This window comes from Nonomuraea rubra, from assembly GCF_014207985.1.
Taxonomy (GTDB): Bacteria; Actinomycetota; Actinomycetes; order Streptosporangiales; family Streptosporangiaceae; genus Nonomuraea; species Nonomuraea rubra.
Genome location: NZ_JACHMI010000001.1, coordinates 6,454,567 through 6,481,485 on the forward strand (window position 1 = coordinate 6,454,567; position 26,919 = coordinate 6,481,485).

Sequence of the window (26,919 nt, forward strand, 5' to 3'; positions counted from 1 at the left end):
CCTGCACTGCTACCGCATGCTCGGCTCGCTCGACCAGGCCGAGGACGCCGTCCAGGAGACGCTGCTGCGTGCCTGGCGCGGGCTGGACGGTTTCCAGGGCCGGGCGCCGCTGCACCACTGGCTGCACCGGATCGCGACGATGGCGTGCCTGCGGGCCGTCGAACGGCGTGGGCGGCTGCCTGCCGTGCACGCCGAGATCGCCCACCTGCAGCCCTACCCCGACACGCTGCTCGACCCCGCGCTGGTGGCCGAGCGGCGCGAGGAGGTGGCGCTGGCGTTCGTCGCGGCGCTGCAGCTGCTGCCGGCCACGCAGCGGGCCGTGGTCATCCTGCGCGAGGTGCTGTGCTGGAGCGCCGCCGAGGTCGCCGCCCTGCTCGGCGTCAGCGTCCCGGCCGTCAACAGCTCGTTGCAGCGCGGGCGGGCGGCGCTGCGCTCCCGCGCCGCCGCCGGCCGTCCGCTGGACGCCTACGAGCAGCAGTTGTTGCGGCGCTTCGTGCGGTCCTGGCAGCGGCGCGACCTCGACACGCTGGCCGCGCTGCTGCGCGAGGACGTGATCCTGCGGATGCCGCCGGAGCAGGTCGAGATCGCCGCGAACGGCCAGCCCGCGCTGGCGGCCTACCTGCCCGACGGCACGGGCACCTGCCGCGGCTGCTGCTCGCCCGCTTCGCCGAGGGCGACCAGGTGGACCCGGCCGAGCTCGACGCCCAGCGGCAGGCGGACACCGACCACCTCGGCGGCGACCCGGCCGCGGCGTTCCGTGCGGTCGGTGGCGGCCTTCGCGGCGCCCGGCGTGCTGGAACGGCCGTTCGCGTTCATGGGCGCCACCGTGCCCGGGGCGGTGCTGGCCTCGATCAGCCTGCACGAGTCGCTGATCCACGGCTGGGACATCGCCACCGGTGCCGGCCAGCCCCATCCCGCCGACGAGGACGTGGTGCGTGCGGTGTGGCAGTACGCCGAATCCGGCGTCGGCGAGGCGCAGCGCCGGGCCGGCCAGTTCGCCGAGGCGATCCCCGTGCCGCCCGCGGCGCCCCCGTTGGTCCGGCTGCTGGCCCATGTGGGGCGGCCCGCCCGGCCATGAGTCGTCCTGTTCAGTCGAGGAGCTGGACGTACCCGTCGGTGCCGTGAACGCGGATGCGCTGCCCGTCGCGGATCAGCCGGGTGGCGCCCTCCACCCCCACCACGGCCGGCAGGCCGTACTCCCGCGCGATCACCGCCCCGTGCGTCATGAGGCCGCCCACCTCCGTCACCAGCCCGGCGGCGGTGACGAACAAGGGGGTCCAGCCGGGGTCGGTGTAGGGGGTGACCAGGATGTCGCCCGCCTCCAGCTCGGCGCGCGCCATGTCCGTGACCACCCGGGCCCGGCCTTCGACGGTGCCGGCCGAGACCGGGAGGCCGGGCAGCGCGCCGGGCGGGAGGTCGTCACGCAGGTACCGGCCGGTGATGGTCTCGCCGTCGGAGGTGAGGACGCGGGGCGGGGTGAGCGCCTCGTACGAGCGGAACGCCGCCCGCCTCTCCAGGATGAGCGCGGCGTCCGCTTCGCCGGTGCGGACGACCTCCCGCAGCTCCTCGAAGCGGAGGAAGAAGATGTCGTCCCGCTCGCGCAGGACCCCGGCCCCGACGAGGCGATCGGCTTCCCGCAGCAGCGCCTGCTTGTAGACGAAGTAGCGGCTGACCATGCCGTACTTGGGGTACTCGCGGTATCCGGCGAAGGCGCGGACGCAGTCGATCATCCGCTTGGTCTCCTGGGCCCGCTGCTCGCCGTCGGGCTGGGCGCGCAGTCGTGCCAGCAGCTCCTGTTCCTTCCGTCGTGCCTCGTGGAGTCCCTGTTCGAAGAGTCGCCGGCCCGCGCCCGGCTCGAAGTTGTCGAGGTTGCCGAGGATGGTGGGCACGAGCGTGGCGGGATCCTCGCTCCAGCGCGTCCTGGTGACGTCGATCTCGCCCGCGCAGCGCATGCCGTACGCGTCGAGGAAGCCCTGGACGGCATCGCGCGCCTCCCTGCCGCCGGGCAGGCCGGCGAGCTCGTTCAGGAAGCCGTCGCCCGGCCGGCCCTCGTCCGCGACGCGCCGCAGGAGTGTCACGGCCTCGGGGTGCGGCCGGATGGCGTCGGCGACGTCGAGGAGTGCCCGTCCCATCTCCGACGTGACGTTGTGCGGGACGGACTGCGTGAGCGCGTCGGCCGCGTTCTTCTCGCCCAGCCACTTCTCGAGGTGGTCGTTGAGCCACCAGGTGGCCTCCATCGACGCCATGATCAGCTGCATGTTGCGCGGATCGGACAGCAGGCGCCTCAGCTCCGCGAGGTCGGCCAGGATGAAGTCCAGCAGCGCCGGGCCGGACACGGCCTGGATCTCGCGCCGCAGGGTGGCGACGGACTCCTGGTTCTCCCGGACCAGCTCGGTGACGACGGCCGGATCGGGCTCGGCCGCGGGGCGCGGGGCGCCGCCGGGCGGGCCGCCGGCGGCCTCGTCCGGGAGGGAGGGGACGAAGCCGCGGTCGACCACGGTCTGCAGCGCGTCGCGCATCAGCGGGTCGGACCTGCCCAGGGTCCCGATGAGCCAGGCGCGGCCCGCGGCCGTCGCCAGGTTGGGGGCCACGTCGACGAACAGCCGCCCGCCCGCCTCGCGCATCGGCCGCAGCGTCGTCAGCTGCCACACGGACAGGCCCAGTGGCTTCATCGCGTCGGTCATCATCTGCTGGTGGCCGACGGAGACGTAGACGTGGGCGTCCTGGTCGCCGGCGGCGGGGACGGGGAACAGGGTGGTGATCGGCCGACTCTGGACGATGTGGAAGTCGTCGCCGGCCAGGCACCATTCGATGTCCTGGGGGCGGCCGAAGTGCGCCTCGATGCGGCGGCCCAGCCGTACCAGGCGCACGGCCTGCGCGTCCGTGAGCACCGGCTGCGTCTGCCGCCGCGGCTCGACGGGGGCGTCCCGGGTGCCGCCGCCCGGCGCCGCCTGGGCGGACCGGGACTTGGTGGCGACCGTCGCGGTGACGACCTGATCGTCGCGCACCGTGTAGACGTCCCCGGCCGCCAGGCCGGACACGAGCGTCTCGCCGAGCCCCCAGGCGGCCTCCACCGTGGCGACCTTCCGGTTCGAGGTCACGGGGTCGGCGGTGAAGAGAATGCCGGCCGCGTCCGGGAACACCATCCGCTGCACGACCACGGCCATCCGCACCTTGCGGTGGTCGAAGCCGTTGCGGCACCGGTAGGTCACCGCCCGTTCGGTGAACAGCGAGGCCCAGCAGCGCCGGACGTGCCGGAGGATCTCCGCCGGGCCTGCGATGTTCAGGTACGAGTCCTGCTGGCCGGCGAAGGAGGCGCCCGGCAGGTCCTCCGCCGTCGCGCTGGAGCGGACCGCGTAGGAGTCCTGCTCCCCGAGCCGGGCGAGCGCCGCGCCGATGGCCTCCGCGACCTCGCCGGGCATCTCGGCGCCTTCGATGGCACGGCGGACCTCGGCGCTGAGGGTGCGGATCGCCGCGTGGTCGCCCGGCTCGACGCGCGACAGCAGGTCGAGCCGGGCGTCGAGCGACGGCACCCCGGCCATGACCCGCTGGAAGGCGGCCGTCGTCACGCAGAAGCCGTCCGGCACGCGGATGCCGTCGATGCGCGAGAGCTCGCCGAGGTGCGCGCCCTTTCCGCCGGCTTCTGCGACATCCGACGACCCGATCTGCTCGAAACCCATCACGTAGTGCACGTTCACCGCTCCATCGTCTGCCGGGGCTGGTTCGCAACGCGCCATTATGAAGCAGGTTCCGGCGCCTCATGAGGCGCGGGCATCTGATATATGGTGAAAGTGGCGGGGTGTCCGATACAGGATGACGGCGGTGAGGATCGCGGCCAGGTAGAAGCCGCCCGCGCCGAGCAGGCCCGTGGTGTAGCCGCTGGTGAGCGCGTCCTGGAGGGGCGTGCCCGGAGGCCGGCTCGCGGTGGCGGTGGCGGCCAGGCCCGCCAGTACGGCCAGGCCGAGGGCACCGCCGATCTGCTGGCTGGTGTTGACCAGGCCGGAGGCGATCCCGGAGTCACGCGCCGCGACGCCCTGCACGCCGCCGATGGTGGCGCCGACGAAGCCGATCCCCAGGCCGATGCCGCCGGCGAGCTGGGCGGGCAGGAGGACGACCAGGGGGTTCTGGCCCGGGGCCAGGAGGCTGAACCAGCCCATCGCCACGGCGGCCACCGCCATCCCGGCCACCAGGACGATCCGGGTGGAGGTGCGGGCCTGCAGCCGGGGTCCGACGAGTCCCGAGCCGATGCCGATGCCGACGGCGAACGGCAGGTACGCCAGCCCGGTGATCATGGGCGAGTACTGGTTGATCGTCTGCATGTAGAGGGTCAGGAAGTAGAACGTCGCCAGCTGCCCGGCTCCCATCAGCAACATCACGAGGTTGGCGCCGAGCCTGCCGCGGTCGGCCATCACCGCCGGCGGCAACATCGGGCTGCGGGCACTGCGCTGGATGAGCACGAACGCGCCGAGCAGCGCCAGGGCGGCGGCGCCGAAGGCCAGCGTGAGCGCGTCGCCGGCGCCGTGCGAGCCCGCCCGGTTGATCGCGTAGACCAGCGAGCCGAGTGCGAGCGTCACGGTGACCGCGCCGGGCAGGTCGAGGCCGCCCCGCTCGCGAGTCCCGGGCCGCAGGACGACGGTGCCGGCCAGGACCAGCAGCGCGATGGGGACGTTGACGAACATGATCCAGCGCCAGCCCAGGTACTCCGTCAGCGCGCCGCCCAGCAGCAGGCCGGTGACCGAGCCCAGGCCGCCCATGGCGCCGTAGACGCCGAGCGCCCTGTTGCGTCCGGGCCCGGCGGGGAAGGTGTCGGCGAGCAGGGACAGCGCGGCCGGGGCGACGATCGCGGCGCCGACGCCCTGCAGCACGCGGGCGGCGATCAGGACGGTCCCGTCGCCGGCCACGCCGCCCAGCAGGGACGCGGCCAGGAAGACGACCAGCCCGGCGCGGAACATCCGGCGCCGGCCGAACAGGTCACCGGCCCGCCCGCCGGCCAGCAACAGGCCGCCGAAGGCCAGGGCGTAGGAGGTCAGGACCCAGTCCAGGTCCGCCTCGGGGATGTCCAGGCCGGCCCCGATGACGGGCAGGCCCACGGTCACGATCGTGCCGTCCATCACCATCAGCAGTTGCGCGGCGGCGATCACCAGCAGGGCCAGGCCGCTTCTCTCCCGAGGGGTGTGCGAGGTCATCGGACGTCCTCGCAGGCGGCGCGGTGGACGGCGGCGGCGAGCAGGTCGTGCTCGGGGTAGGACCAGGCGAAGCCGAAGCGGCGCCGCGTGTAGCCGAAGGCGAGGCCGCCGCGCGGGTCGGCGAACGCCTCCGAGCCGGCCGAGCCGTCGTGGCCGAACGCGTTCGCGCTCAGGAACGGGTAGCGCAGGCCCTTGGCCTGGAAGCCGAGCGCGTAGTTGCCCTGGTCGCCGCGGACCAGGTCGGCGCCGACGGAGTGGAGCTGGGCGAACTCGGCGACGGTGTCCGGCTTGAGGAACGGCGCCCGCCCGTCGAGGCCCCAGACGGCGGCGGCGTACAGGCCGGCCAGGCCGCGCGCGCTGCCCACCCCGCCGGCCGAAGCCTGGCCGCCGGCGCGTACGGCGCGGGTGTTGGCGAAGGCCACCTGGTCCAGCGGTGGCGTGCTGTTGAGCCCGTACCCGATGCCGAGGATGCTGTCCCGGCCCGGCAGGTTCGCCCAGAACGCGGCCTCCTGCTCCGGGGTGGCCGTCCACCGCTGGATCGGCAGGAAGCGCTCCTCCTCCGCCTCGGGCAGTCCCAGGTAGAGGTCCAGCCCGTACGGGGCCCGGATGCGCTCGTCGTACACCTGCTGGAGCGAGCGGCCGGTCACCCGCCGGATCACCTCGTTCACCATCGCGAACGTGACGAATCCGCCATAGCCGTAGGCCGTGCCGGGACGCCAGTACGGCCGCTGCCCGGCCAGGCGGCGCGCGATCACCGCGTCGTCGGCCAGCTCGCCCGCCGGCAGCCCGCCGTCCACGCCGAGGACGCCGGAGCGGTGCGTCAGCACGTCCCGCAGCGTGATCGTGTCCTTGCCGGCGGCGGCGAACTCCGGCCAGTGCCGGGCCACCGGCTCGTCGAGGGCGAGCACCCCCTCCTGCACCAGCAGCGCCGTCACCAGCGTCGCGGCCCCCTTGGTGGAGGAGTAGACGGCGGTCAGCGTGTCGCCGCCCACCTCGTCCCCGGCCCACAGGTCCACCACGCGCCGGCCGTGCGCGTAGGCGGTGAGCTGCGCGCCCGCCTGGCCGTCCTGCTCGGCCAGCACCGCGGCGAACGCCTCGCGCACCTGCTCGAAGCCGTCCGCGACCGTTCCGTGGACATCCATCCTGCTCATCGTCGGCAACCTTCCGTGAGTGAGTGTCGGTCGCCGGCATGACGGACGATCCCGGAGAAAGGTGACCGGGTGCGCGGGCGGTCACCTTTCCCTGGTTTGATGCGTCACCGGTATGACGTTCTGCCGATGGAGAGGTTTGCGACCGTGACGCACGATGACTTTCTGGCCGACCAGTTCCAGGCGCACCGCCCCCATCTGAAGGCGGTCGCCTACCGGATGCTCGGCTCGCTGAGCGAGGCCGAGGACGCCGTCCAGGAGGCGTGGCTGCGGCTGGCGCGTTCGGACGCGGCCGACATCGGCAATCTCGGCGGCTGGCTGACCACCGTGGTCGGCCGGGTGTGCCTGGACATGCTGCGCAGCCGCAAGTCCAGGCGCGAGGAGTCGCTGGAGGAGCGGCTGCCCGACCCGGTGGTCAGCCAGGCGGACGCCGCCGACCCGGAGCGGGAGGTGCTGCTGGCCGATTCGGTGGGGCTGGCGCTGCTGGTCGTGCTGGAGTCCCTGAGCCCGGCCGAGCGGCTGGCGTTCGTCCTCCACGACATGTTCGGCCTGCCGTTCGAGGAGATCGCGCCCATCGTGGACCGTACCCCGGCCACGGCCAAGAAGCTCGCCAGCCGGGCACGCCTGCGCGTGCGCGGCGCGGCCCCGAGCCCCGATCCCGATCTGAGCAGCCAGCGCCGGGCCGTGGACGCGTTCCTCGCGGCCGCCCGTGACGGCGACTTCGCCGCGCTGGTGTCCGTGCTCGACCCCGACGTGGTGCTCCGTGCCGACGGCGGGCTGCTCACCGGCGGCATGAAGGTCATCCGGGGCGTGGCGGCCGTGGCCGGGCAGCTGGACACCTTCCACCGCATGGCCACCGGCTCCGCCACCCGCCCGGCGCTCGTCAACGGCCTCGCCGGCCTGGTCAACACCATCGACGGCCGGCTCATCTCCGTCATGAGCTTCACCATCACCGACGGCAGGATCGCCGCGATCGACATCCTGTCCGACCCGGAGCGGCTGGCCCGGCTCGACCTCACCGGCCTCGAGCCGTGAGCCGGCAAGCCTTGTACGACGGCTTTCTATTAGTAAAATTAACTAACAGTAAGGTGTGTATTCGCAGGTGAGGAGACTCATGAGAAGAGCAGCCCTACGCCTCGTCGTCACCACCCTGGGCGTCGCCGCCGTCGTCGGCGCCACGGTGCCCGTCGCCGCCACGGCCTCGGCCGCGCCGGCCGGCATCTACGGCTACTACCCCACCGCAGAAAGCTGCAACCACGTCGGCCAGCAGGGCCGGAACAACGGCCTGTGGCCCTGGTACACCTGCTTCCAGTCGAACCAGCTCTGGGCCCTGCAGATCCCCTGGTGAAACGGCCGCCGGACAGCGGGAGAGCCCCGCTGTCCGGCGCGGAAGGCGGCCCGGCCCCCGCCCGCACGATCCGGCCCGGCCAGTCCGGGCGGAGATTTGCCGGGATTTTCCGTACGGCCCGGCCGGTGAAGGCGACGCGGCGGCCCGGCCATGACATCGCCTGGGGACGCCCATTGCCCGCCCCGCACGCGGCCATATTAGGACAAACACCCACATGGCACCCGAACCTGGCGGATAGCGTGACCGCATGGCCGACGCAGGGAAGGGGCAGGGCCCGATGCTCTCCACGGGGACCAGCGAGCCCGGCACCTCTCCCCCACCCAGCATGTCCGGCGCGCACCTCACCACCGCGCTGGACGAGACGCTCGTGTCGGCGGCACGCGCGACCGGAGCGCACATCGCCGCGCTGTTCCTGCTCGACGGCACAGGGCAACTGCTGCTCATGCAGGCCGAGCTGGGGCTGCCCGGCCCGATCGTGGAGCCGTGGTCCAGGATGCGGGCCTGGAGCGACACCCCGGTGGCCGCGGCCGTACGCCTGGGAGAGCGGATCTGGGTCCCCGATCCGGAGGAACTGGCCCGCCGCTACCCCGCCGCCTCGCTGCTGGCGCCGTACCACTTCGCCATCATGGTCTCCCCGATCTCCGTCGACGGGCAGGTCAAGGGCTGCTGGGCGCTCATCTGGCCGGCGCCGCGCACGTCGCCCGGCTCTCCCGACGGGGAGGTCATCGACGAGGTCTCGCGGCGGCTGGGCGAGCTGCTGCGGGACAGCGGGCCGCCGGTCGTGGTCGCACGGCCGCGCGTCCTGGCGCCGCCCGCGGACGCGCCGCCGGAGCCCGATGCCGCCACGGCAGCCGCCGGCTTCGCCGAGCGGCTGCGGGACGGCTGCGTCTCGGTCGATCTGCACGGCCGCGTCACCTACGCCAACCCGCGGGCCGCCGAACTGCTCGGCACGAGCGTGCCGGACCTCTGCGGCCGGGTGTTGTGGGAGGCCGTGGGGTGGCTGCGCGACCCGTACTTCAAGGACCGCTTCCGTGCCGCGGTGGTCGGCCAGCGCCTCACCTCCTACACCCTGACTCCCCCGCACGGCGACCAGGTCGAGATCCGGCTGCATCCCGGCCCGTCCGGCGTCAGCCTGCAGCTCACCCGCGTCGAGCAGGGCGGGCTCGATCAGGCCGGGCTGGAGCCGGACGGCCTGCCCGCGTCGGCGCACGCGCGCGGCATGCACAACCTCCTGCACATGGCGGCGACGCTGACCAGCGCGCTCACCACGCACGAGGTCATCGACGTGGTCACCGCTCACATGCTGCCCATGTGCGGTGTCCAGGCCATGACGATCCTGGTCGCCGAGGGCGGCAGGATGCGGATCATCGGCTCCCACGGGTGCAGCGCGGAGCTGCTGAGCCACCTGGACTTCCTGCCCCTGACGTCCGACGGCCCCGTCGGTGACGTCGCCCGTACCGGCCGGCCGGCGTTCCTCGGCGACGGGCAGGACCCCGGCGGCCGGGGCCTGGGCCCGATGCCCGCGGACGGCATGGCCGCCTGGGCGCTGCTGCCGCTGTCCTTCGCCGACCGGGTGATCGGGGTGTGCGTGCTGGCCTTCGACCACCCGCGCCACTTCGCCGGCGCCGAGCGCGCCACGCTCACCTCCCTGGCCGGCATGATGGCCCAGGCCCTGGACCGTGCCCTGCTGTACGAGGCGAAGGACAAGATGGCCCACAGCCTGCAGTCCAACCTCCTGCCCCGCCGGCTCCCCGAGATCGAGGGCCTGGAGACGGCCGCCCGATACACGCCCGCCACGCGCGGCGCCGGCATCGGCGGCGACTTCTACGACCTCATCCGCCTGCACGACAAGGCCGCCGTCGCCGTCATCGGAGACGTCCAGGGGCACAACATGGCGGCGGCGGCGCTCATGGGGCAGGTGCGCACCGCCATCCACACCTCCGTCGCCGCCAACCCCGACCTCGGCGCCGATCCGGGCGCCGTGCTCCGGCACGCCAACTGGCTGCTCCTCGACCTGGACACCGAACTGTTCACCAGTTGCCTGATCGTCCATCTCGACCTGCGCCTGCGCGCGTTCTCCGCGGCCAACGCCGGCCACCTGCCGCCCCTGCTGCGCGTCCCCCACGGGAGCGCCGAACCCGTGGACGTCCCGCCCGGTCCGCTGCTCGGCATCGATCCGGACGCGGAGTACCACCCGGTGCAGGTGCCGTTCTCGCCGGGCGCCGTCCTCGCCCTGTACACCGACGGGCTCGTCGAGAGGCCGGACACGCACCTGGGCGACGCCATCGCCGGCCTGGCCGCGCACCTCACCCAGGCTGCCGACCAGCCGCTCCACCAGCTCAGCGAGACGCTGCTGAGCTGCGCCCCCGGCGACGAGCAGCGCTGCGACGACATCGCGCTGCTGCTGCTCAAGCACGAGCAGCCCCAGCCCTGATCCCGCAGTCGAGCACTCCTGGCGCGTCCCCGCGACGTGGCGCCCGTCGCTGCCTACGTTGAGAACATGCAGGCAGACAGCACCGGCCCGGCGAGCACCGGACAGGACCAGCCCGGCGATCCCCGTTACCTGCCGATCGGCGAGCACGGGCTGATCGGCGACCTGCGCACGGTCGCGCTCGTGGGCACCAACGGCACCATCGACTGGTACTGCTGCCCCCACTTCGACGCCCCGTCGGTGTTCGGCTCGCTCCTGGACGCCCAGCGGGGTGGCTCGTTCGAGCTGGCCGCCGACGTGCCGTACACGACCAAGCAGTTCTACTTCCCCGACACGAACGTGCTGATCACGCGCTTCTTCGCGGACGACGGCGTGGGCGAGATCCAGGACTTCATGCCCATCGAGGGCGACACCTCCGAGGCCGACCGGCACCGGCTGATCCGGCGGGTCACCTGCGTGCGCGGCACGCTGCCGTTCCGCGTGCTGGTGGCGCCCCGCTTCGACTACGCCCGACAGCCGCACACCGTCACGCAGGACGGCGCGATGACGTTCTTCGAGTCGCCGTCGCTCGGCCTGGGGCTCATCTCCAGCGTTCCCGTCGAGCACGACGGCCGCGACGTCCGCGGCCGCTTCGTGCTGCGCGAGGGCGAGCTGGCCGTGTTCGCCCTGGACCGGCTCGTCCCCGGCGTCCAGCCCCGCGGCTGCCCGCTGGAGGAGGCGGAGAGGCTGTTCACCGCCACGGTCGCGTTCTGGCGCAGGTGGCTGTCGGCCTCCCGCTACCGCGGCCGCTGGCGGGAGATCGTGCACCGCTCCGCGCTCACGCTCAAGCTGCTCACGTACGCGCCGACCGGCGGCATCGTCGCCGCGCCCACGACCAGCCTGCCCGAGCAGATCGGCGGCAGGCGCAACTGGGACTACCGGTACGTCTGGGTGCGCGACGCCGCGTTCTGCGTCTACGCGCTGCTCCGGCTGGGCTTCACCGAGGAGGCCGAGGCGTTCATGGGCTTCCTGGAGCGGAACGTCCGGCTCGACGGCACGGGGCCGGGCGGGCCGCTGCAGATCATGTACGGCATCGACGGCCGCAGCGAGCTGCCCGAGGAGGAGCTGTCCCACCTGGAGGGCTACCGCGGCTCGCGGCCCGTCCGGATCGGCAACGCGGCCGTCGACCAGCTCCAGCTCGACATCTACGGCGCCCTCATCGACTCCGTGTACCTGTACAACAAGTGGGGCACGCCCATCTCCAGCCATCGCTGGGACGAGGTGTGCACGCTGGTCAACTGGGTCTGCGACAACTGGGACCAGCCCGACGAGGGCGTCTGGGAGACCCGCGGCGGGCGCAGGAACTTCACCTACTCCCGCCTCATGTGCTGGGTCGCGATCGAGCGCGCCATGCGCGTGGCGAGCCAGCGCGGCCTGCCCGCCGACATCCCGCGCTGGCGCAGGAACCGCGACGCGATCTACCGCGACATCATGGAACACGGCTGGTCGGAGCGGCTGCAGGGGTTCGTCCAGCAGTTCGACGACGAGGTGCTCGACGCGGCCGTGCTGATGATGCCGCTGGCCAAGTTCGTCTCGCCGACCGACCCCAAGTGGCTGTCCACCCTGGACGCGCTCGGCGGCACCCTGGTCTCCGACTCCCTGGTCTACCGCTACGACCCCTTGCTCAGCCCGGACGGCCTGGAGGGGCAGGAGGGCACGTTCTCGATCTGCTCGTTCTGGTACGTCGAGGCGCTGGCCAGGGCGGGCCGCATCGACGAGGCCCGCCTGGCGTTCGAGAAGATGCTCACCTACGCCAACCACCTCGGCCTGTACGCCGAGCAGATCGGGCACACCGGCGAGCAGCTCGGCAACTTCCCGCAGGCCTTCACCCACCTGGCGCTCATCAGCGCCGCCTTCAACCTCGATCACGCCCTGGGCTAGGCGGGGGTGTAGATCACCACGTGCAGGTCGGGGTGGTCGGCGGGCGCCAGGCGGTGGTGCTCGTAGCGCAGGACGCCCGCGACAGGGTGGTGGAAGAGCCGTTCGCGGGAGGTGAAGCCTTCGATGTGGTGGTCCTGCCAGGCGGCGCCGAACACCTCGCTGGTCTCCAGGAGGCGCTGGACGACCGGGGTGCGGGCCAGGTCGCCGAGGCGGGGACCGGCCTCGGCGCGGAACTCGGCGAGGAAGCGGCGGCTGGTGGTCTCCCAGTCGGGCAGGAGCTCGCGGACGTAGGGGTCGGTGAACACCAGCCACAGCAGGTTCCGCTCGCCCGGGTCCACCGTGGCCACGTTCGGGTACAGGGTGGCGTAGGCGCTGTTCCAGCCGGTGATCGTCCAGTCGGGGGCGATGGCGTAGGCGGGGAAGCCGGCCAGCGCGTCCAGCAGGCGCCGCACGTGGCCGGGCGCCGTCCGCTCAGCGCCCGCGGTGGCCGCGGGCAGCGGCGCGTACCCGGCCAGAGAGAGCAGGTAGGCGTGCTCGGCGGAGGTCAGGCGCAGGGTGCGGGCCAGGGCGTCGAGGACCTGGCGGGAGGGCTGGATGTCGCGGCCCTGCTCCAGCCAGGTGTACCAGGTCGCGCTGACCCCGGAGAGGGTGGCGACCTCCTCGCGGCGCAGGCCGCCCCTGCGGCGCGGCCCCGGCGGGGGCAGGCCGACGGTGACAAGGTCCAGGGCCGCGCGTCTGGCGCGGAGGAAGCTGCCCAGTTCTCTGCGCCGTTCGGCCGCCGTGCTCACCCGGACCAGGGTAGTGCTGGTAGCGGGACTACTAGCACTACGGGCGTCTTCGCCGCACGCCCGCGTGCCGCCAGCATGGCGGCATGCCACACCTGAGATCACGTACGGTCACCCACGGGCGCAACATGGCCGGCGCCCGCGCCCTGATGCGCGCCTCCGGCGTCCCGGCGGCGGACATCGGCGTCAAGCCGGTCGTCGCGGTGGCCAACAGCTTCACCGAGTTCGTGCCCGGTCACACGCACCTGCAGCCGGTGGGGCGGATCGTCTCCGCGGCCGTCACCGCGGCGGGCGGGATCGCGCGCGAGTTCAACACCATCGCCGTCGACGACGGCATCGCCATGGGCCACGCCGGGATGTTGTACTCGCTGCCGTCGCGGGAGCTGATCGCCGACTCCATCGAGTACATGGTGCAGGCGCACTGCGCCGACGCGCTGGTGTGCATCTCCAACTGCGACAAGATCACGCCCGGGATGCTGATGGCCGCGCTGCGGCTGAACATCCCCACGGTGTTCGTCTCCGGCGGGCCCATGGAGGGGGGCCGGGCGGTCCTGAGCGACGGCACGGTCCGTACCCGGCTGAACCTGATCAGCGCCATGTCCGGCGCCGCCGATCCCGGCCTGCCGGACGAGGACCTGGCCAGGATCGAGGAGGCGGCCTGCCCCACCTGCGGGTCCTGCTCCGGCATGTTCACCGCCAACTCCATGAACTGCCTGCTGGAGGCGCTCGGCCTGGCCCTGCCGGGCAACGGCAGCACGCTGGCCACCCACACCGCCCGCCGCGCCCTGTACGAGCAGGCGGGCCGTACCGTGGTGGAGCTGGCCGCCCGGCACTACGGCGAGGACGACCCCGGGGTGCTGCCCCGCGCGATCGCCTCCGGCGCCGCCTTCGACAACGCCATGGCCCTGGACCTGGCCATGGGCGGCTCCACCAACACCGTGCTGCACCTGCTCGCCGCCGCCAGCGAGGCCGAGCTGGACTTCACGCTGGCCGACATCGAGGCGCGCTCCCGTACGGTGCCGATCCTGTGCAAGGTCGCGCCCAACGGGCCGTACCTGATGGAGGACGTGCACCGGGCCGGCGGCATCCCGGCCATCCTGGGCGAGCTGCACCGGGCCGGGATGTTGCGGCCCGGCGTGCACGCGGTGCACGCCGGCTCGCTCGACGCGTGGCTGGCCGCCTGGGACGTACGCGGCGCGTCCCCCTCCCGTGAGGCGGTGGAGCTGTTCCACGCCGCGCCCGGCGGTGCCCGCTCGCCGGCCGCGTTCTCCCAGTCGGCTCGCTGGGAGTCGCTCGACCTGGACGCCGCGAACGGCTGCGTCCGCGACGTCGCCCACGCCTACTCGGCCGACGCGGGCCTCGCCGTGCTGCGCGGCAACCTCGCCCCCGACGGGGCCGTCGTGGAGTCGGCCGGCGTACCGGAGGGCCTGCGCGTCTTCACCGGCCGGGCGGTGGTCACCGAGTCGCAGGAGGAGGCCGCCGAGGCGATCCTGTCCGGCCGGCTGGCGCCGGGCGACGTGCTCGTCATCCGCTACGAGGGGCCGCGCGGCGGCCCCGGCATGCAGGAGATGTTGTACCCGACCGCCTACCTCAAGGGCCGGGGCCTGGCCGGGGAGTGCGCGATCGTCACCGACGGCCGCTTCTCCGGCGGCAGTTCCGGCCTGTCGATCGGCCACGCCTCGCCCGAGGCGGCGGCCGGCGGCACGCTGGCGCTCGTCGAGGACGGCGACAGGATCACCATCGACATCCCCGCCCGGGTCCTGCGCCTGGACGTGCCCGAGCCGGAGCTCGCCGCGCGCCGCCACCGCCTGGAACAGCACGCCGGCTACCGGCCGCGGCATCGTGACCGCCCGCTGTCCACCGCCCTGCGCGCCTACGCGGCGCTGGCCGAGTCCGCCGACAAGGGCGCCGTACGCGCGGTCGCGGGAGGCTGAGGCACGCTCACGCGCGGGGCTGGCGGCCGGGCCAGGCGAGGTGGTCGACCGCCAGGAACGGCTCGCCGGCCACGCCGGTGGGGGTCACCCCGGTGTACGCCATGACGTCCCGATGCAGGTGCGACTGGTCGGCGTAACCGGCGTCGGCCGCGACCCGGGCCGCGCCCTCGCCCGCGACCAGGCGGTGCGCGGCGTGGTCGAAGCGGACCAGCTTCACGGCCTGCTTGGGCCGCAGGCCGAGCTGCGAGCGGAACCGGGACCACAGCCGCTTGCGGCTCCACCCGACCTCCTCCGCGAGCCCGTCGACCCGGACCAGGCCGTGGTCGCCGACGATCCGTTCCCAGGCCCAGGCCACCTCCGGGTCCGCCGGCGCCCGCGCCTCGTACCGGCGGGCCAGCAGCGCGTCCGTCAGTGCGAACCGCTCCTCCCAGGAGGGGGTCCCGGCCAGCCGCTCGCGGATCCGCGACGCCTCCCGGCCCCACAGGTCGTCGAGCATCACCACGGTGCCGTCGAGCTCGGCGGGCGACACGCCCAGAACGGCGCGGGCGATCACCGGGGACAGGCGCACCTGCACGCACTCGACGTTCTCGCCCCGCGCCCAGACCGCGCCGCCCGACCCGAACCCGGGCCCGGCGACGATGCTGCCCAGGTGCCGCCGCCCGGCGGCGCCGTCGAGGACGGGCGCACCGGCGCCGAACTCCAGCAGCAGCGTCACGGCCGGGTGCGGGACCATCCGGAGCGCGTCCAGGTCGCGGACCCGGAACCCGGCCATGGTGACCCCGGCCACCCGGCTGGGCCGCCGCGGGCTCGCGACGCCCCACTCGGCCTCACCGTGCACGAACGTATGCACGGCCCCATGCTACGCGAGCCGGTCGAAGGGAACATTTGTCCAAGCACTCAGGGCGCACCGGCGGCGACAGTGGCCCCATGACCCTTTCTGACAGCGATCCGCACACGATCGACCCGGCCCGGAGCACGGCCCTCTCCGTCACCCTGGACGACGGCGACCTGCACGTGTACCTGGACGGCCCGAGCGACGCCCCCGCGCTCCTGCTCATCCACGGATCCGCCTCCTCGGCCCGCTCGTGGGACCCGATGGTCCCGCTGCTGACCGGCTCCCACCGTGTCATCAGGATCGACCTGCTCGGGCACGGCCGGTCGGCCAAGCCGGACGACCTCGGCTACACGACCCCCGACCAGGCCCGCCGCGTCGGCGAGGCGCTGGACCGGCTCGGCGTCCGGCAGGCCGTCGTCGCCGGGCACTCCAGCGGCGGCGCGGTCGCCACCGCCCTCGCCGAGCTGCGGCCCGGGCTCGTGACCGCGCTCGTGCTCGTCAACACCGGGCCCGGCCTGGACGCGTACCTCGCGCCGCAGTCCGCCGCCATCGCGCCCGACCGGTGGCCGCCGGACGACGAGCAGATCCGCGGGTTCGCGAGCTCGGGTTTCAGCCGGCCCGGCTACGAGGTTCCGCAGGAGCTGCTGGACGAGGTACGGCTCATGACGTTCCACACGCTCACCGCGACGATGATGGGCACCACCGAGTACCTGAAGCAGCGGCCGATCCCGGACCGGCTGGCGACGCTCGGCAAGCCGCTCCTGGTGATCTTCGGTGAGGACGACAGGAGATGGCGGTCCTCGTCCGCCGCGGACTACCGCAAGGTCGCCGGGGCGGCGGTGGAGCTGCTGCCCGGCCTCGGGCACTCCCCCATCCTGGAGGACCCGCCGCGCACCGCCGCCCTGCTCCTGGCCTTCACCGCGCGGCAGGGCTGAGCCCCGCCTTCTCCGGTGGGCGGCCGCGGACGAGGTCGGCGGCGCGTTCGGCGAGCGCGATCGTGGGCGCGTTGGTGTTGCCGCGCGGGACGGCCGGCATGGCCGAGGCGTCGGCGACGCGCAGCCCGTCCACGCCGCGCACCCGAAGCTCGCCGTCGCAGACCGCCCGCTCGTCGCCGCCCATGGCGCAGCTGCTGGTGGGGTGGAACATGGTGCCGAGCCGGTCACGGATCCACGCGCGCACGTCCGCCTGCCCGCCCGGCCTCCGCTCGCCCTTCACCAGGCCCGCCAGCGGCCGGCAGGCCACGATCTCGCGCGCCAGCCGTACGCCCGCGGCCAGGACGTCGAGGTCGGCCTCGGCGGACAGGTAGGCGGGGTCGATCAGGGGGATGCCGGCCGGGTTCGCGGTGCGCAGCCTGACGCTGCCCCGGCTCGCGACGCCGATCGCGCCGACCAGAATCGTCAGGCCGCGCCCGGTGGTGCCCTCCGGCTCGGGCGCCGGGCCGGGGATGGCGCCCAGCTGCAGGTCGGGGGCGTCCAGGCCCGGGCGGGAGCGGGCGAACGCGCCCGCCTCGGCCCCGCAGGAGCTCATCGGCCCCTGGCCGCTCGCCCGCCAGCGGGCCAGGCTCTCCTCCGTCGCCTCCTCGGCCAGGCTCGGCACGTCCGGGGTGTGCCAGTCCACCAGGCACTGCGGGTGGTCCTGCAGCCCCGATCCGACCAGGGGCGAGTCCACGGCGACCTCGATGCCCAGGGCGCGCAGGTGCTCGGCGGGGCCGATGCCGGACAACATCAGCAGCTGCGGGGTGGCGATCGCCCCGGCGCACAGCAGCACCTCGCCGCGGGTGCGGGCCTCGTGTGCCGTCCCGTCGCACACGTAGCGCACCCCCGCCGCGCGGCCCGCCTCCAGCAGGATCCCGGTGACCAGGCAGCCCGTACGCACGGTCAGGTTCGCCCGCCCGGCCGCCGGCCGCAGGTAGCCGTCGGCGGCCGACCAGCGGCGGCCGTCGCGCTGGGTGGCCTGGTAGTAGCCGGCGCCGTCCTGGACGGCGGCGTTGAAGTCGTCGTTGGCGGGCAGCCCGGCGGCGATCGCGGCGGCCAGCCACGCCTGGCTGAGCCGGTGCCGGTAGCGCGGGTCCTCCACCCGCAGCGGCCCGCCGGTTCCGTGGTAGAGGGAGGCGCCGCGCTGCTGGTCCTCGGCCCGCCTGAAGTACGGCAGCAGGTCCGCGTACCCCCATCCGGCGCAGCCGTGCACGTCGCGCCAGGCGTCGTAGTCGGCCCGGTTGCCGCGGATGTAGACCATGCCGTTGATCGAGGATCCGCCTCCCAGCGTCCGGCCGCCGGACAGGAAGATGCTCCGGTGCCCCGCGTGCGGCTGGGGGACGGTGACGTCGTCGCGCGCCAGCGGGCCGCGCCACAACGCCGGCGCGGCGGCCGGCATGCGGATCTCCGGAGCCTGGTCGGGCGGGCCGGCCTCCAGCACCAGCACCCTGCTGCCCGGGTCCTCGCTCAGCCGGGCGGCCAGGACGCAGCCCGCGCTGCCCGCCCCCACGATGACGTAGTCGTATTCGCTGCTGGTCTCGGCCATGGCCCCATCGTGACGCGGGGCGGCGCCGCGCCGCCTTGGCCTGCCGTGCACGGACGTTGACCGTTCACGCCCGGCGCGTGCACGCGGCGTCAATCACCGCACCCGGACGGGCAATGACGGCCCCGGCGGCCGTCGTGACAATGGGGACGGACACCGAGATGAGGGAGCAGGCAGATGCGTCCAGAGCTCATCGCCCGGGCCGCCGGGCTCGTCACCGGTGCGTGGGTCGCCCAGGCCGTCAGCACCGCCGCCGCCCTGTCCGTGCCCGACGAGCTGGCCCGCGGCCCCCGGCCGGTGACGGAGCTCGCCGTCGCGGTCGGCGCGGACGCCGGCGCGCTGTACCGGCTGCTGCGCGCGCTGTCCGGCGTGGGCGTGGTCGAGGAAGGCGAGGATCGGGTCTTCGCGCTGACCGAGCTGGGCGAGCTGCTCACGGCCGGCGCCCTGGGCGGGTTCGCCGTGATGCTGGGCGCGCCGTTCCACCGGCGGGCCTGGACCGATCTGGAGCACAGCGTACGCACCGGAGAGTCCGCCTTCGCCCGGCTCTACGGCGGGTTCGAGCACTTCGGCGACCATCCCGGCGACGGCGAGGTGCTGAACGCGGGCATGACCGCCGCCTCGAACCTGCTCCTGGCCCCCGCGGTCCTGGCCTACGACTTCACCCCCTTCGGGGCGATCGTGGACGTGGGGGGCGGGCACGGCGCGCTGCTCGCGCTCGCCCTGTCCGGTCATCCGTCGGGGCGCGGGGTGCTGTTCGACCTGCCGCACGTGATCGCCACCGCGGGGCGGCCGCTGCGCGAGGCGGGCGTGGCCGGCCGGTGCGAGCTCGTCGCCGGCGACTTCTTCCAGCGGGTGCCCGCCGGCGACGCCTACCTGCTGGCCAACATCGTGCACGACTGGGACGACGAACGGGCCGTCGCCATCCTGTCCGGGTGCCGGGCGGCGATGACCGACGGCGGGCACGTCCTGCTGGTCGAGGCCGTGCTGCCCGCGACCCGCAACGAGCCGCACCCGGCCACGCTCATCGACCTGGAGATGCTGGTGATGAACCGGGGCGGCCGCCAGCGCACCCTCGGCGAGCACCAGCGGCTGCTGGAGCGGGCCGGGCTGCGCCTGACGCGGGAGATCCGCAGCGAGGGCACGTTCAGCCTGCTGGACGCCGCCGCCGCGTGAGGAGGTAGGGTGGACGGGTCGTCATGAGCGTGGTGTTCCAGACCGGGAACGAGCCGGTGGTCTCGCGGCGGGACTACTGGCAGCACGTCGTGCACGACCTGCTGGCCCCGCTGGAGCTGCGCCTGCCCGAGGGCGACTTCCGCAGCCGGGTCGCCGTCACCGAGGCGGGCTCCGCGCAGATCTTCGACCTGACCACCACGCGCGGCCAGGCGCTGCTCACCCCGCGCCTCATCCGCCACTCGGACGCCGGCCTGTGCAAGATCGACGTGCTCGTGCGCGGCCATCTCGTGGTCGAGCAGGAGGGCCGCCAGGCCCTGCTACGGCCGGGCGACTTCGTCCTCGTCGACCTGTCGCGGCCGTGCCGATGGATCAACGACACCGCCGCCGCGAGCGTCGCGCTGAGCTTCCCCCGCCGGCTCCTGCCGCTCGAGGACCTGCGCGCGCTCACCGGCCTGGTCATGCCCGGCGACCAGGGCACCACGGCGCTGATCTCCACGCTGGCCCGCCAGCTGCCCGCCACCCTCGACGGCTGCCATCCCGCCGAGAGCGCGCGCCTCGGCACCGCCATCCTCGACCTGCTCTGCGTGGCGCTGTCCGCCCGCGCGGGGCACCAGGCGGGCGTGCCCGCGGACACGCGGCAGGCGGCGCTGCTGGCCAGGGTGCACAGCCACATCGAGCGGCGGCTCGACGATCCCCTGCTGTCGCCCGCCACGATCGCCGAGGCCCACCACATCTCGCTGCGGCAGCTGTACAAGCTGTTCCAGAGCGACGGCGGCGGCGAGGACGGCGGCGTGGCCGGCTGCATCCGCCGGCGGCGGCTGGAGCGGTGCCGGCGCGACCTGCTCGATCCGGCGCTGCGCGGCCGGCCGGTGAGCGCGATCGCGGCCCGCTGGGGGTTCACCAGCCCGGCGCACTTCAGCCGCGCCTTCCACGCCGCGTACGGCATGCCGCCCGGCCGGTTCCGCGACCTCGGCGTTGCGGGCTGAGCCGACGCACCCAGGCCGGGCGACACACGGACTTCGTGACGCGCCGGGCCGAGCGGCGCGGTCTCCCACGAGGGGGCGGGCGCATCGCGAAGGCGGCCGCCCTTCTCGGGTGGCCGCCTTCGCGGGTGATCCGCGCAGCTACTTGAGCAGGCGCTTGCTCAGAAGCTCCTTACCCTGCTCCGCGCCCTTCCGGCTCTCGCCCTGGGCGCGGCGGAAGAAGCTCGCCAGCTCACTGTCACCGGCGCGCTCGGCGTCGGCGATGTAGTTCTCCAGCCGCAGCACGTTGCTCAGGCACTGCTCGACGAACCAGATCAGGTTGTAGTCCTTGTCCTGGGTGCCGGTGACCTTGCCGGTCTCCTGGCTTGACGGATCCATGTGTCCTCCTGGCCCTTCGACGGTCAGCTCCCCCTACCGGCCCGGCCGGGCCGCCTCCGTCCTCCTGCCCAGCAGGCACGAGGTATGCCCGCCACGGCCTTTCCCGGGAGGAAATGCGCGCCGGGCCCCCGGCGTTAGCGGGGACATGGGGAATCGTTTCGCGGACGAGACCGTCATCCGCCGTCTTCTCACCGAGGCGCGCACGTGGGCGTTCGTCGGCCTGTCCGGCAACCCCGCACGTACGGCCTACGACCAGGCGGGCCTGCTCAAGTCGCGCGGGCGGCGGGTCATCCCCGTCCACCCCGCCGCCGAGACCGTGCTGGGCGAGCCGGGTTACGCCTCGCTGGCCGAGGTGCCGGACAAGGTGGACGTCGTGGCCGTGTACCGCCGCTCCGAGCACGCCGGGCAGGTGATCGACGAGGCCATCGCGATCGGCGCCGGCGCGGTCTGGCTGCCCCTGGGCGTGATCGACGAGGCGGCCGCCCTGCGCGCGCTGGACGCCGGCCTGGACGTCGTCATGGACCGCTGCCCCGGGGTGGAGTGGGCCTTGCGCCGCGGCGCCTGAGCGCCGCGCGGATCACCGGTGCACCCATGGCCCGGGACAGCGGCGGGCATAATGCGATCAGCATGCCTTCGGCGCCCGCATGGGAGGTACGGTGACCCCCGCTTCGCCCCTCACCTTCGAGCACATCTCGGCCGGCTACCACCCCGATCCCGCCCTCTCGATGTCCCTGCACGCCGACGCGTACACGGACCCGCGGTGGTCCGCTGTCGACCAGCGGGCGATCTTCGCTCGTACCTGGCAGTGGCTGTGCCACGTGGAGCAGCTGCGGGAGCCGGGCGGCTACGTGACGGGCACGGTGGCGGGCATGCCGATCGCGGCCGTCCGCGACGAGGCCGGCGTGTTGCGGGCGTTCTACAACGTGTGCAAGCACCGGGCGCACGAGCTGCTGTCCGGCTCCGGCGTGCGGCGCAGCATCGTGTGCCCGTACCACGCCTGGACCTTCGACCTGACCGGCCGGTTGCGGCGGGCGCGCAACACCGGCGGCATGCCGGCCTTCGACGCGTCCGCGGTGTGCCTGGACCGGATCCAGGTCACCGAGTTCGGCGGCATGGTCTACGTCAACCTCGATCCCGCGGCGGCCCCGCTGCGGGAGCAGGCCGGCGACCTGGAGGCGGAGATCCTGGCGCGGGCGCCGGACGTCGCCAAGCTGACCCTCGCCCGCCGGCTCACCTACGACATCGCCTCCAACTGGAAGAACGTCGTGGACAACTTCCTGGAGTGCTACCACTGCCACGTGGCGCACAAGGACTTCGTGTCCCTGGTGGACATGAGCACCTACCGGGTCACCACGTACGGGGTCTACTCCAGCCACATGGCGGAGGCGGGCCGGGCGGACAATTCCGCCTACGACGTGTCGGGCGCGACCGTCACCGAGCACGCGGTGTGGTGGGTGTGGCCCAACACCTGCCTGCTGCGCTACCCCGGCCGCGGCAACTTCATGGTGCTGCAGATCATCCCCGACGGGCCGGAACGTACGCGGGAGACCTGGGACTTCTACCTGGAGACCGCCGAGCCGGACGAGGCGGAGCTGGACAGCATCCGCTACATCGACGAGGTGCTCCAGGTGGAGGACATCGCCCTGGTGGAGAGCGTCCAGCGCGGCATGCGCACCCCCGCCTTCACCCAGGGAAAGATCGTTCACGATCCCGGCGGGTCCGGGCTGTCCGAGCACGCGGTCCACCACTTCCACGGCCTGGTCCTGGACGCCTACCGGCGCGAGCTGCGCCCCGCCTGAGGGGAGCCATCGCGATCACCGGCACGGCCAGCACCACCGAGGTGACCAGCCGCTGCCGCAGCGGCCTGAGTTCGTCCTCCGGCTCATCCAGCACCGGCGCCGCGGCGGTCCGGGGCCCCAGCCGCGTACGAGCCGAGCTTGACCGCGGCGTTCACGGGTTCGCCACTTCGTAACCGGCCTCTTCGACGGCGGCCACGATCTTCGCCGCGTCGACGGGGCCGTCGGTGTCCACGGTCAGCAGGCCGGTCGCCAGCTCCACCTCGACGTTGGTGACGCCGGCGACCTCGCCGACCTCCTCCTTGACCGAACTCACGCAGTGGCCGCAGGTCATACCCTTGACGGTGTAGGTGGCGGTGCTCATATCGGGGTCTCCTTCAATCCGTGTGTCAGGAACGAACAAGTCGGGCGATGGCGTCGGAGGCCTCCTTGACCTTGGCCTCCGCCTCCGGCCCGCCCTTCTGCGCGGCCTCGGCGACGCAGTGGGCCAGGTGCTCCTCGAGCAGCGACAGGCAGAACGACTTCAGCGCGCTGGTCGCCGCCGACACCTGGGTCAGGATGTCGATGCAGTACTTGTCCTCGTCGACCATCCGCTGCAGGCCGCGGAACTGCCCCTCGATGCGGCGCAGGCGCACCGCATGGTCCTGCTTGTTTTCGCTGCATCCGGCCATGTCCACCCTCTCCAGGCCGGCCGCCCATACGGCACCATACCCCCCTATAGTATTTCCGGGCAATCCCGGACGGTGATCGCGGCGGTTTGCGTGGGCTGATACTTTTCCATCTGGCAATATGAGCACGTAGGCGCCCATGCAGCCCTGAGGAGAATCCGTGACGGACGGAAGCCTGGAAACGATCGACGGCCGCCCTGCGCTGCGCTTCGAGCGCACGCTTCCGTACCCGGTCGAGCGCGTGTGGCGGGCCGTCAGCGTTCCGGCGGAGCTCGAACGCTGGTTCCCCGCGGCCGCCGAGTGGACCCCCGCGGTGGGGGAGATCATCGAGACAGCCGGCGGGACCGGCGAGGTGACCGAGGTCGACCCGCCGCACCGGCTGGCCTGGACCTTCGCCGGCCAGTCCTACAGCTTCGAGCTGACCCCCGCTGGGGACGGCTGCCGCCTGGTGTTCACGCACGTCATCGACGATCGCGGCCTGTCCGCGCAGACGGCCGCCGGTTGGGAGGCCTACCTCTCGCGGCTGGAGCCTCACCTGGCCGGCGAGCCCGTGTCCGAGATGGACGCGCACGGGCAGTGGGAGGAGGCCCACGAGCGCTACGCCGAGCGCTTCGGGGTCGACCCGGCGCCGGGCCGCCGCTTCGCCGCGGCACTGCGCGGGGAGAGCGGCGACACGCCTGAGGATTCCGAGCGGGACGCCTGAGCGTCCCGGGCGGGCGGCGACCCAGCCCCGCAGTCCAGCGCAGGGCAGTCCAGCGCAGGGCAGTCCAGCGCCGGACGGCCCGGTCGCGGAGGACCTTCGCCGGTACGGGTTCGGGACCTTCGTCCTTTCGCGCACCGCCGCCGCTTCGGTAGCGTCGAACGCATGATTCGTGTGTTCCTCCTCGACGATCACGAGGTCGTCCGCCGTGGTGTCGCCGCCCTGCTGGACTCGGAGGACGACATCGAGGTGATCGGCGAGGCGGGCACAGCGGAATCCGCGGTCGCCCGCATCCCGGCGCTCATGCCCGACGTGGCGGTGCTGGACGTGCGGCTGCCCGACGGCAACGGCGTGGACGTGTGCCGCGAGGTGCGCTCGCGGGTGCCGGGCCTGGCGTGCCTGATGCTGACCTCGTTCGCCGACGACGACGCGCTGTTCGACGCGGTGATGGCCGGCGCCGCCGGGTACGTGCTCAAGCAGATCCACGGCTCCGATCTGGTCGGCGCCGTGCGCACGGTCGCCTCCGGCCAGTCGCTGCTCGACCCGCAGACCACCGCCGCCATGCTGCAGCGGCTGCGCGACCAGGCCGCCAGGAAGGACCCCCTCGCCGCGCTCACCGACCAGGAGCGGCAGATCCTCGACCTCATCGGCGAGGGGCTGACCAACCGGCAGATAGGCGAGCGCATGTTCCTGGCCGAGAAAACGGTCAAGAACTACGTGTCCAACCTGCTGTCCAAGCTCGACATGCAACGCCGCACCCAGGCCGCCGCCCTGGCCGCACGACTGCGCGCCGACCGCGGACGCTGACCATCAAGCCCACACCGGCCGCGGACGCTGACCGTCAGGGCCGACACCGATCCTCGGCGCTGATCGTCAGGCCCGGCGCCGGACGACGTCGCCGAGCGGCGGGGTCAGGACGGACCGGCCGTGCCACCAGCCGCCTTCGAACGTCCACCGCCGGGCCCTGGCCACGTAGGCGAGGGTGAGCCGAGCGTCCCGTGCTCGACCCCATACCCGCTCCCGGTGACGGATGGCGTCACGATCGGGGAAAGGGCTCCCCCTGGTGGTCGTCGGACACCTGGGCGGCGGTGACGGCGACGGTGGTGACGATGTCGGCCACGGTGGCGCCGCGGGACAGGTCGTTGACCGGTTTGCGCAGCCCTTGCAGCACCGGTCCGACCGCGACGGCTCCTGCGCTGCGCTGGACGCCCTTGTAGAGGTTGTTGCCGGTGTTGAGGTCGGGCACCACGAAGACGGTGGCGCGGCCGGCCACCGGGCTGCCGGGCATCTTGGCGCGGGCCACGGTGGGGTCGATCGCGGCGTCGTACTGGATCGGGCCCTCCACCTGCAGGTCCGGGCGGCGCTCGCGGACCAGCTCGGTGGCGGCACGGACCTTGTCGACCTCGGCGCCGGTGCCCGAGGCGCCCGTCGAGTACGACAACATGGCGATCCGCGGCTCGACGCCGAACAGCGCGGCGGTGCCGGCGGAGGCGATCGCGATGTCGGCGAGCTGCCCGGCGGTCGGGTCGGGGTTGACCGCGCAGTCGCCGTAGACCAGCACCCGGTCGGCCAGGCACATGAAGAACACGCTGGACACCAGGCCCAGGCGCAGGATCTCGAACGCGGGCCTGATCGTGTGCGCGGTGGTGTGCGCCGCGCCCGACACCATGCCGTCGGCCATCCCGGTGTGCACCATGAGCGTGCCGAAGTAGGAGACGTCGGTGACGGTGTCGCGGGCCAGCTCGACGTTCATGCCCTTGTGCGCGCGGGCGGCGGCGTACTCGCGGGCGAAGCGCTCGCGCAGCTCCGGGTCGAACGGGCTGAGCACCCGGGCGGCGTCCAGGTCGAGGCCGAGCTGGGCGGCCCGGACGCGGACGCGTTCCTCGTCGCCGAGCAGGGTGAGCTCGGCCACGCCGCGGCGCAGCAGGACGTCGGCGGCGCGCAGGATGCGCGGCTCCTCGCCCTCGGGCAGCACGATGTGCCTGCGCCGGGCGCGGGCCCGGTCCAGCAGCTCGTACTCGAACATGAGGGGCGTGACGACGTCGGTCTTGGCGATGTCGAGCCGCTCCAGAAGCAGGGCGCCGTCCACGTGCTCGGCGAACAGCCGCACCGCCGTGTCGGTCTTCCCGCCCGCCTCGGGCGTGAATCGGCCCTCCACCGCCGACAGGCGGGTCGCGGTGTCGAACGTGTCGTGGTCGGTGGCGATCACCGGCAGCGGGATCGCCATGCCGCGCAGCAGCCGTTCCACCGGGTCGGGCAGCTCCGTGCCGCCGGTGAGGATCACCGCCGACAGGGCGGGGAAGCCGGGTGAGGTGTGCGCCGCGATCAGGCCGGGCAGTAGCGCGGCGGCCCGGTCGGACGGGATGATCACCGCCGCGCCCTCGGTGAGCCGGTCCAGGATGCCGGGCAGCGACATCGCGCCCACCATCAGGGCGCTGGCCTCCCGCCCGAGCCCGTCGCGCTCACCCAGGAAGAACCGGCCGTCGCAGGCGTCCGCCAGGTCGGCCACCGTCGGCGCGCGCAGCGAGGGGGTCTCCGGCAGCACGAACACCGGTGCCGGATGCCCGATCGTGAGCGGCTCGGCCGCCCGGGTGACCACGACGGCGAGCTCGCGGGCGTGGTGGTGGGCCAGCTCCCTGGCCGACAGCTCGACCGCCGCGGCGACCTGCGCCGCCGTCCTGCCCCTGCCGCTCACCACGTTGACGACGGGCGTGCCCAGGTCGGCGGCCAGCCGGGCGTTGAACCCGAACTCCGTCGGCGCCCCTACGTCGGTGTAGTCGGTGCCGACCACCACCACCGCGTCGCACCGCCGGGCGAGCGCGCGGTAGCGGGCCACGACGTCCCCCGCGGCGCGGTCGGCGTCGGCGTGCACGTCGTCGTAGGTGACGCCCGCGTACGCCTCGTAGGGCAGGGCGAGCTGGAACCTGCCGCGGATGGTGTTGATCAGGGCGTCCTCGCGGCCCGCCCGCACCACCGGCCGGAACACCCCCACGGTCCCCACCTGCCGGGACAGCAGCGCGACCAGGCCCAGCGCGACGGTCCCCTTGTTGCTTCCCGCCTCACCCGCGGCGACGTACACAGCACGTGTCATGTCCCTCATTGTTCTCGCCTCCGGCG

At 73.5% G+C, this 26,919-nt stretch carries 23 protein-coding genes; 13 read left to right on the top strand and 10 right to left on the bottom strand.

The window, feature by feature from the left end; genetic code table 11:
- Position 1: 1 nt before the first annotated feature.
- Positions 2-1,078, top strand: a complete 1,077-nt coding sequence (locus HD593_RS29425) for a sigma-70 family RNA polymerase sigma factor (RefSeq protein WP_281402740.1) — start codon at positions 2-4, stop codon at positions 1,076-1,078.
- 10 nt (positions 1,079-1,088) lie between these two features.
- On the opposite strand, the gene rph is transcribed toward HD593_RS29425, so the two are convergent.
- The 3 genes from rph to HD593_RS29440 are packed head-to-tail and all read right to left on the bottom strand — an operon-like array spanning position 1,089 to position 6,337.
- The gene (gene rph / locus HD593_RS29430) at positions 1,089-3,698 is read right to left on the bottom strand and encodes a rifamycin-inactivating phosphotransferase (RefSeq protein WP_312903789.1); all 2,610 of its coding nucleotides are present in this window, start codon (positions 3,696-3,698) and stop codon (positions 1,089-1,091) included.
- A 60-nt stretch (positions 3,699-3,758) separates the two neighbouring features.
- A complete protein-coding gene (locus HD593_RS29435) occupies positions 3,759-5,186 on the bottom strand; it encodes an MFS transporter (RefSeq protein ID WP_185105269.1) in 1,428 nt (475 codons plus the stop codon).
- Complete coding sequence (locus tag HD593_RS29440) at positions 5,183-6,337, bottom strand: serine hydrolase domain-containing protein (protein WP_185105270.1); 1,155 nt, start codon at positions 6,335-6,337, stop codon at positions 5,183-5,185. Before HD593_RS29440 ends, HD593_RS29435 begins: the two co-directional genes overlap by 4 nt.
- A gap of 144 nt (positions 6,338-6,481) precedes the next feature.
- On the opposite strand from HD593_RS29440, the gene sigJ reads away from it, so the two are divergent.
- From sigJ to HD593_RS29460, 4 genes are all read left to right on the top strand, one after another.
- Positions 6,482-7,369, top strand: coding sequence for an RNA polymerase sigma factor SigJ (gene sigJ, locus HD593_RS29445; protein WP_312903791.1), 888 nt, complete (start codon positions 6,482-6,484; stop codon positions 7,367-7,369).
- Positions 7,370-7,448: 79 nt separating this feature from the next.
- A complete protein-coding gene (locus HD593_RS29450) occupies positions 7,449-7,682 on the top strand; it encodes a hypothetical protein (protein ID WP_185105272.1) in 234 nt (77 codons plus the stop codon).
- Between the two features lie 247 nt (positions 7,683-7,929).
- Positions 7,930-10,116: a SpoIIE family protein phosphatase gene (locus HD593_RS29455; RefSeq protein ID WP_185105273.1), complete on the top strand. Its 2,187-nt coding sequence runs from the start codon at positions 7,930-7,932 to the stop codon at positions 10,114-10,116.
- A 66-nt stretch (positions 10,117-10,182) separates the two neighbouring features.
- Positions 10,183-12,033 carry a glycoside hydrolase family 15 protein gene (locus tag HD593_RS29460; protein ID WP_185105274.1) on the top strand — a complete coding sequence of 617 codons (1,851 nt, stop codon included), beginning with the start codon at positions 10,183-10,185 and terminating at the stop codon, positions 12,031-12,033.
- On the opposite strand, the gene HD593_RS29465 is transcribed toward HD593_RS29460, so the two are convergent.
- Positions 12,030-12,821, bottom strand: coding sequence for a helix-turn-helix transcriptional regulator (locus HD593_RS29465; RefSeq protein WP_185105275.1), 792 nt, complete (start codon positions 12,819-12,821; stop codon positions 12,030-12,032). The two genes, HD593_RS29460 and HD593_RS29465, sit on opposite strands and share 4 nt — an antisense overlap.
- A gap of 83 nt (positions 12,822-12,904) precedes the next feature.
- Here HD593_RS29465 and ilvD point away from each other — a divergent pair, with 83 nt between their 5' ends.
- A complete protein-coding gene (gene ilvD / locus HD593_RS29470) occupies positions 12,905-14,752 on the top strand; it encodes a dihydroxy-acid dehydratase (protein ID WP_185105276.1) in 1,848 nt (615 codons plus the stop codon).
- Positions 14,753-14,759: 7 nt separating this feature from the next.
- Here ilvD and HD593_RS29475 read toward each other — a convergent pair whose 3' ends face one another.
- The gene (locus HD593_RS29475; protein ID WP_185105277.1) at positions 14,760-15,602 is read right to left on the bottom strand and encodes a helix-turn-helix domain-containing protein; all 843 of its coding nucleotides are present in this window, start codon (positions 15,600-15,602) and stop codon (positions 14,760-14,762) included.
- A gap of 77 nt (positions 15,603-15,679) precedes the next feature.
- Between HD593_RS29475 and HD593_RS29480 the strand changes: the two genes are divergently transcribed.
- Entirely contained in the window at positions 15,680-16,522 is an 843-nt protein-coding gene (locus HD593_RS29480; protein ID WP_185105278.1) for an alpha/beta fold hydrolase, read from the top strand.
- Here the strand turns inward: HD593_RS29480 and HD593_RS29485 are convergent.
- On the bottom strand, positions 16,503-18,107 hold the full coding sequence (locus tag HD593_RS29485; protein ID WP_185105279.1) for a GMC family oxidoreductase: 1,605 nt from the start codon (positions 18,105-18,107) through the stop codon (positions 16,503-16,505). The genes HD593_RS29480 and HD593_RS29485 overlap by 20 nt on opposite strands.
- A 174-nt stretch (positions 18,108-18,281) precedes the next feature.
- On the opposite strand from HD593_RS29485, the gene HD593_RS29490 reads away from it, so the two are divergent.
- Both HD593_RS29490 and HD593_RS29495 read left to right on the top strand, forming a co-directional pair.
- Positions 18,282-19,277, top strand: a complete 996-nt coding sequence (locus HD593_RS29490) for a methyltransferase (protein ID WP_185105280.1) — start codon at positions 18,282-18,284, stop codon at positions 19,275-19,277.
- A 23-nt stretch (positions 19,278-19,300) separates the two neighbouring features.
- On the top strand, positions 19,301-20,263 hold the full coding sequence (locus tag HD593_RS29495; protein WP_185105281.1) for an AraC-like ligand-binding domain-containing protein: 963 nt from the start codon (positions 19,301-19,303) through the stop codon (positions 20,261-20,263).
- A gap of 138 nt (positions 20,264-20,401) precedes the next feature.
- On the opposite strand, the gene HD593_RS29500 is transcribed toward HD593_RS29495, so the two are convergent.
- A complete protein-coding gene (locus HD593_RS29500; protein WP_185105282.1) occupies positions 20,402-20,638 on the bottom strand; it encodes a hypothetical protein in 237 nt (78 codons plus the stop codon).
- A 145-nt stretch (positions 20,639-20,783) separates the two neighbouring features.
- On the opposite strand from HD593_RS29500, the gene HD593_RS29505 reads away from it, so the two are divergent.
- Both HD593_RS29505 and HD593_RS29510 read left to right on the top strand, forming a co-directional pair.
- Entirely contained in the window at positions 20,784-21,203 is a 420-nt protein-coding gene (locus tag HD593_RS29505) for a CoA-binding protein (RefSeq protein WP_185105283.1), read from the top strand.
- A 91-nt stretch (positions 21,204-21,294) separates the two neighbouring features.
- Positions 21,295-22,437: an aromatic ring-hydroxylating oxygenase subunit alpha gene (locus tag HD593_RS29510; protein WP_312903793.1), complete on the top strand. Its 1,143-nt coding sequence runs from the start codon at positions 21,295-21,297 to the stop codon at positions 22,435-22,437.
- Positions 22,438-22,588: 151 nt separating this feature from the next.
- On the opposite strand, the gene HD593_RS29515 is transcribed toward HD593_RS29510, so the two are convergent.
- Entirely contained in the window at positions 22,589-22,798 is a 210-nt protein-coding gene (locus tag HD593_RS29515) for a heavy-metal-associated domain-containing protein (RefSeq protein WP_185105285.1), read from the bottom strand.
- Positions 22,799-22,823: 25 nt separating this feature from the next.
- On the bottom strand, positions 22,824-23,105 hold the full coding sequence (locus HD593_RS29520; protein WP_185112206.1) for a metal-sensitive transcriptional regulator: 282 nt from the start codon (positions 23,103-23,105) through the stop codon (positions 22,824-22,826).
- 157 nt (positions 23,106-23,262) lie between these two features.
- Here HD593_RS29520 and HD593_RS29525 point away from each other — a divergent pair, with 157 nt between their 5' ends.
- Together HD593_RS29525 and HD593_RS29530 are read left to right on the top strand one after the other, a co-directional pair.
- Positions 23,263-23,805, top strand: coding sequence for an SRPBCC domain-containing protein (locus HD593_RS29525; RefSeq protein ID WP_185105286.1), 543 nt, complete (start codon positions 23,263-23,265; stop codon positions 23,803-23,805).
- A 162-nt stretch (positions 23,806-23,967) separates the two neighbouring features.
- A complete protein-coding gene (locus tag HD593_RS29530) occupies positions 23,968-24,609 on the top strand; it encodes a response regulator transcription factor (protein ID WP_185105287.1) in 642 nt (213 codons plus the stop codon).
- 229 nt (positions 24,610-24,838) lie between these two features.
- On the opposite strand, the gene pta is transcribed toward HD593_RS29530, so the two are convergent.
- Complete coding sequence (gene pta, locus HD593_RS29535; protein ID WP_185105288.1) at positions 24,839-26,893, bottom strand: phosphate acetyltransferase; 2,055 nt, start codon at positions 26,891-26,893, stop codon at positions 24,839-24,841.
- Between the last annotated feature and the right edge of the window lie 26 nt (positions 26,894-26,919).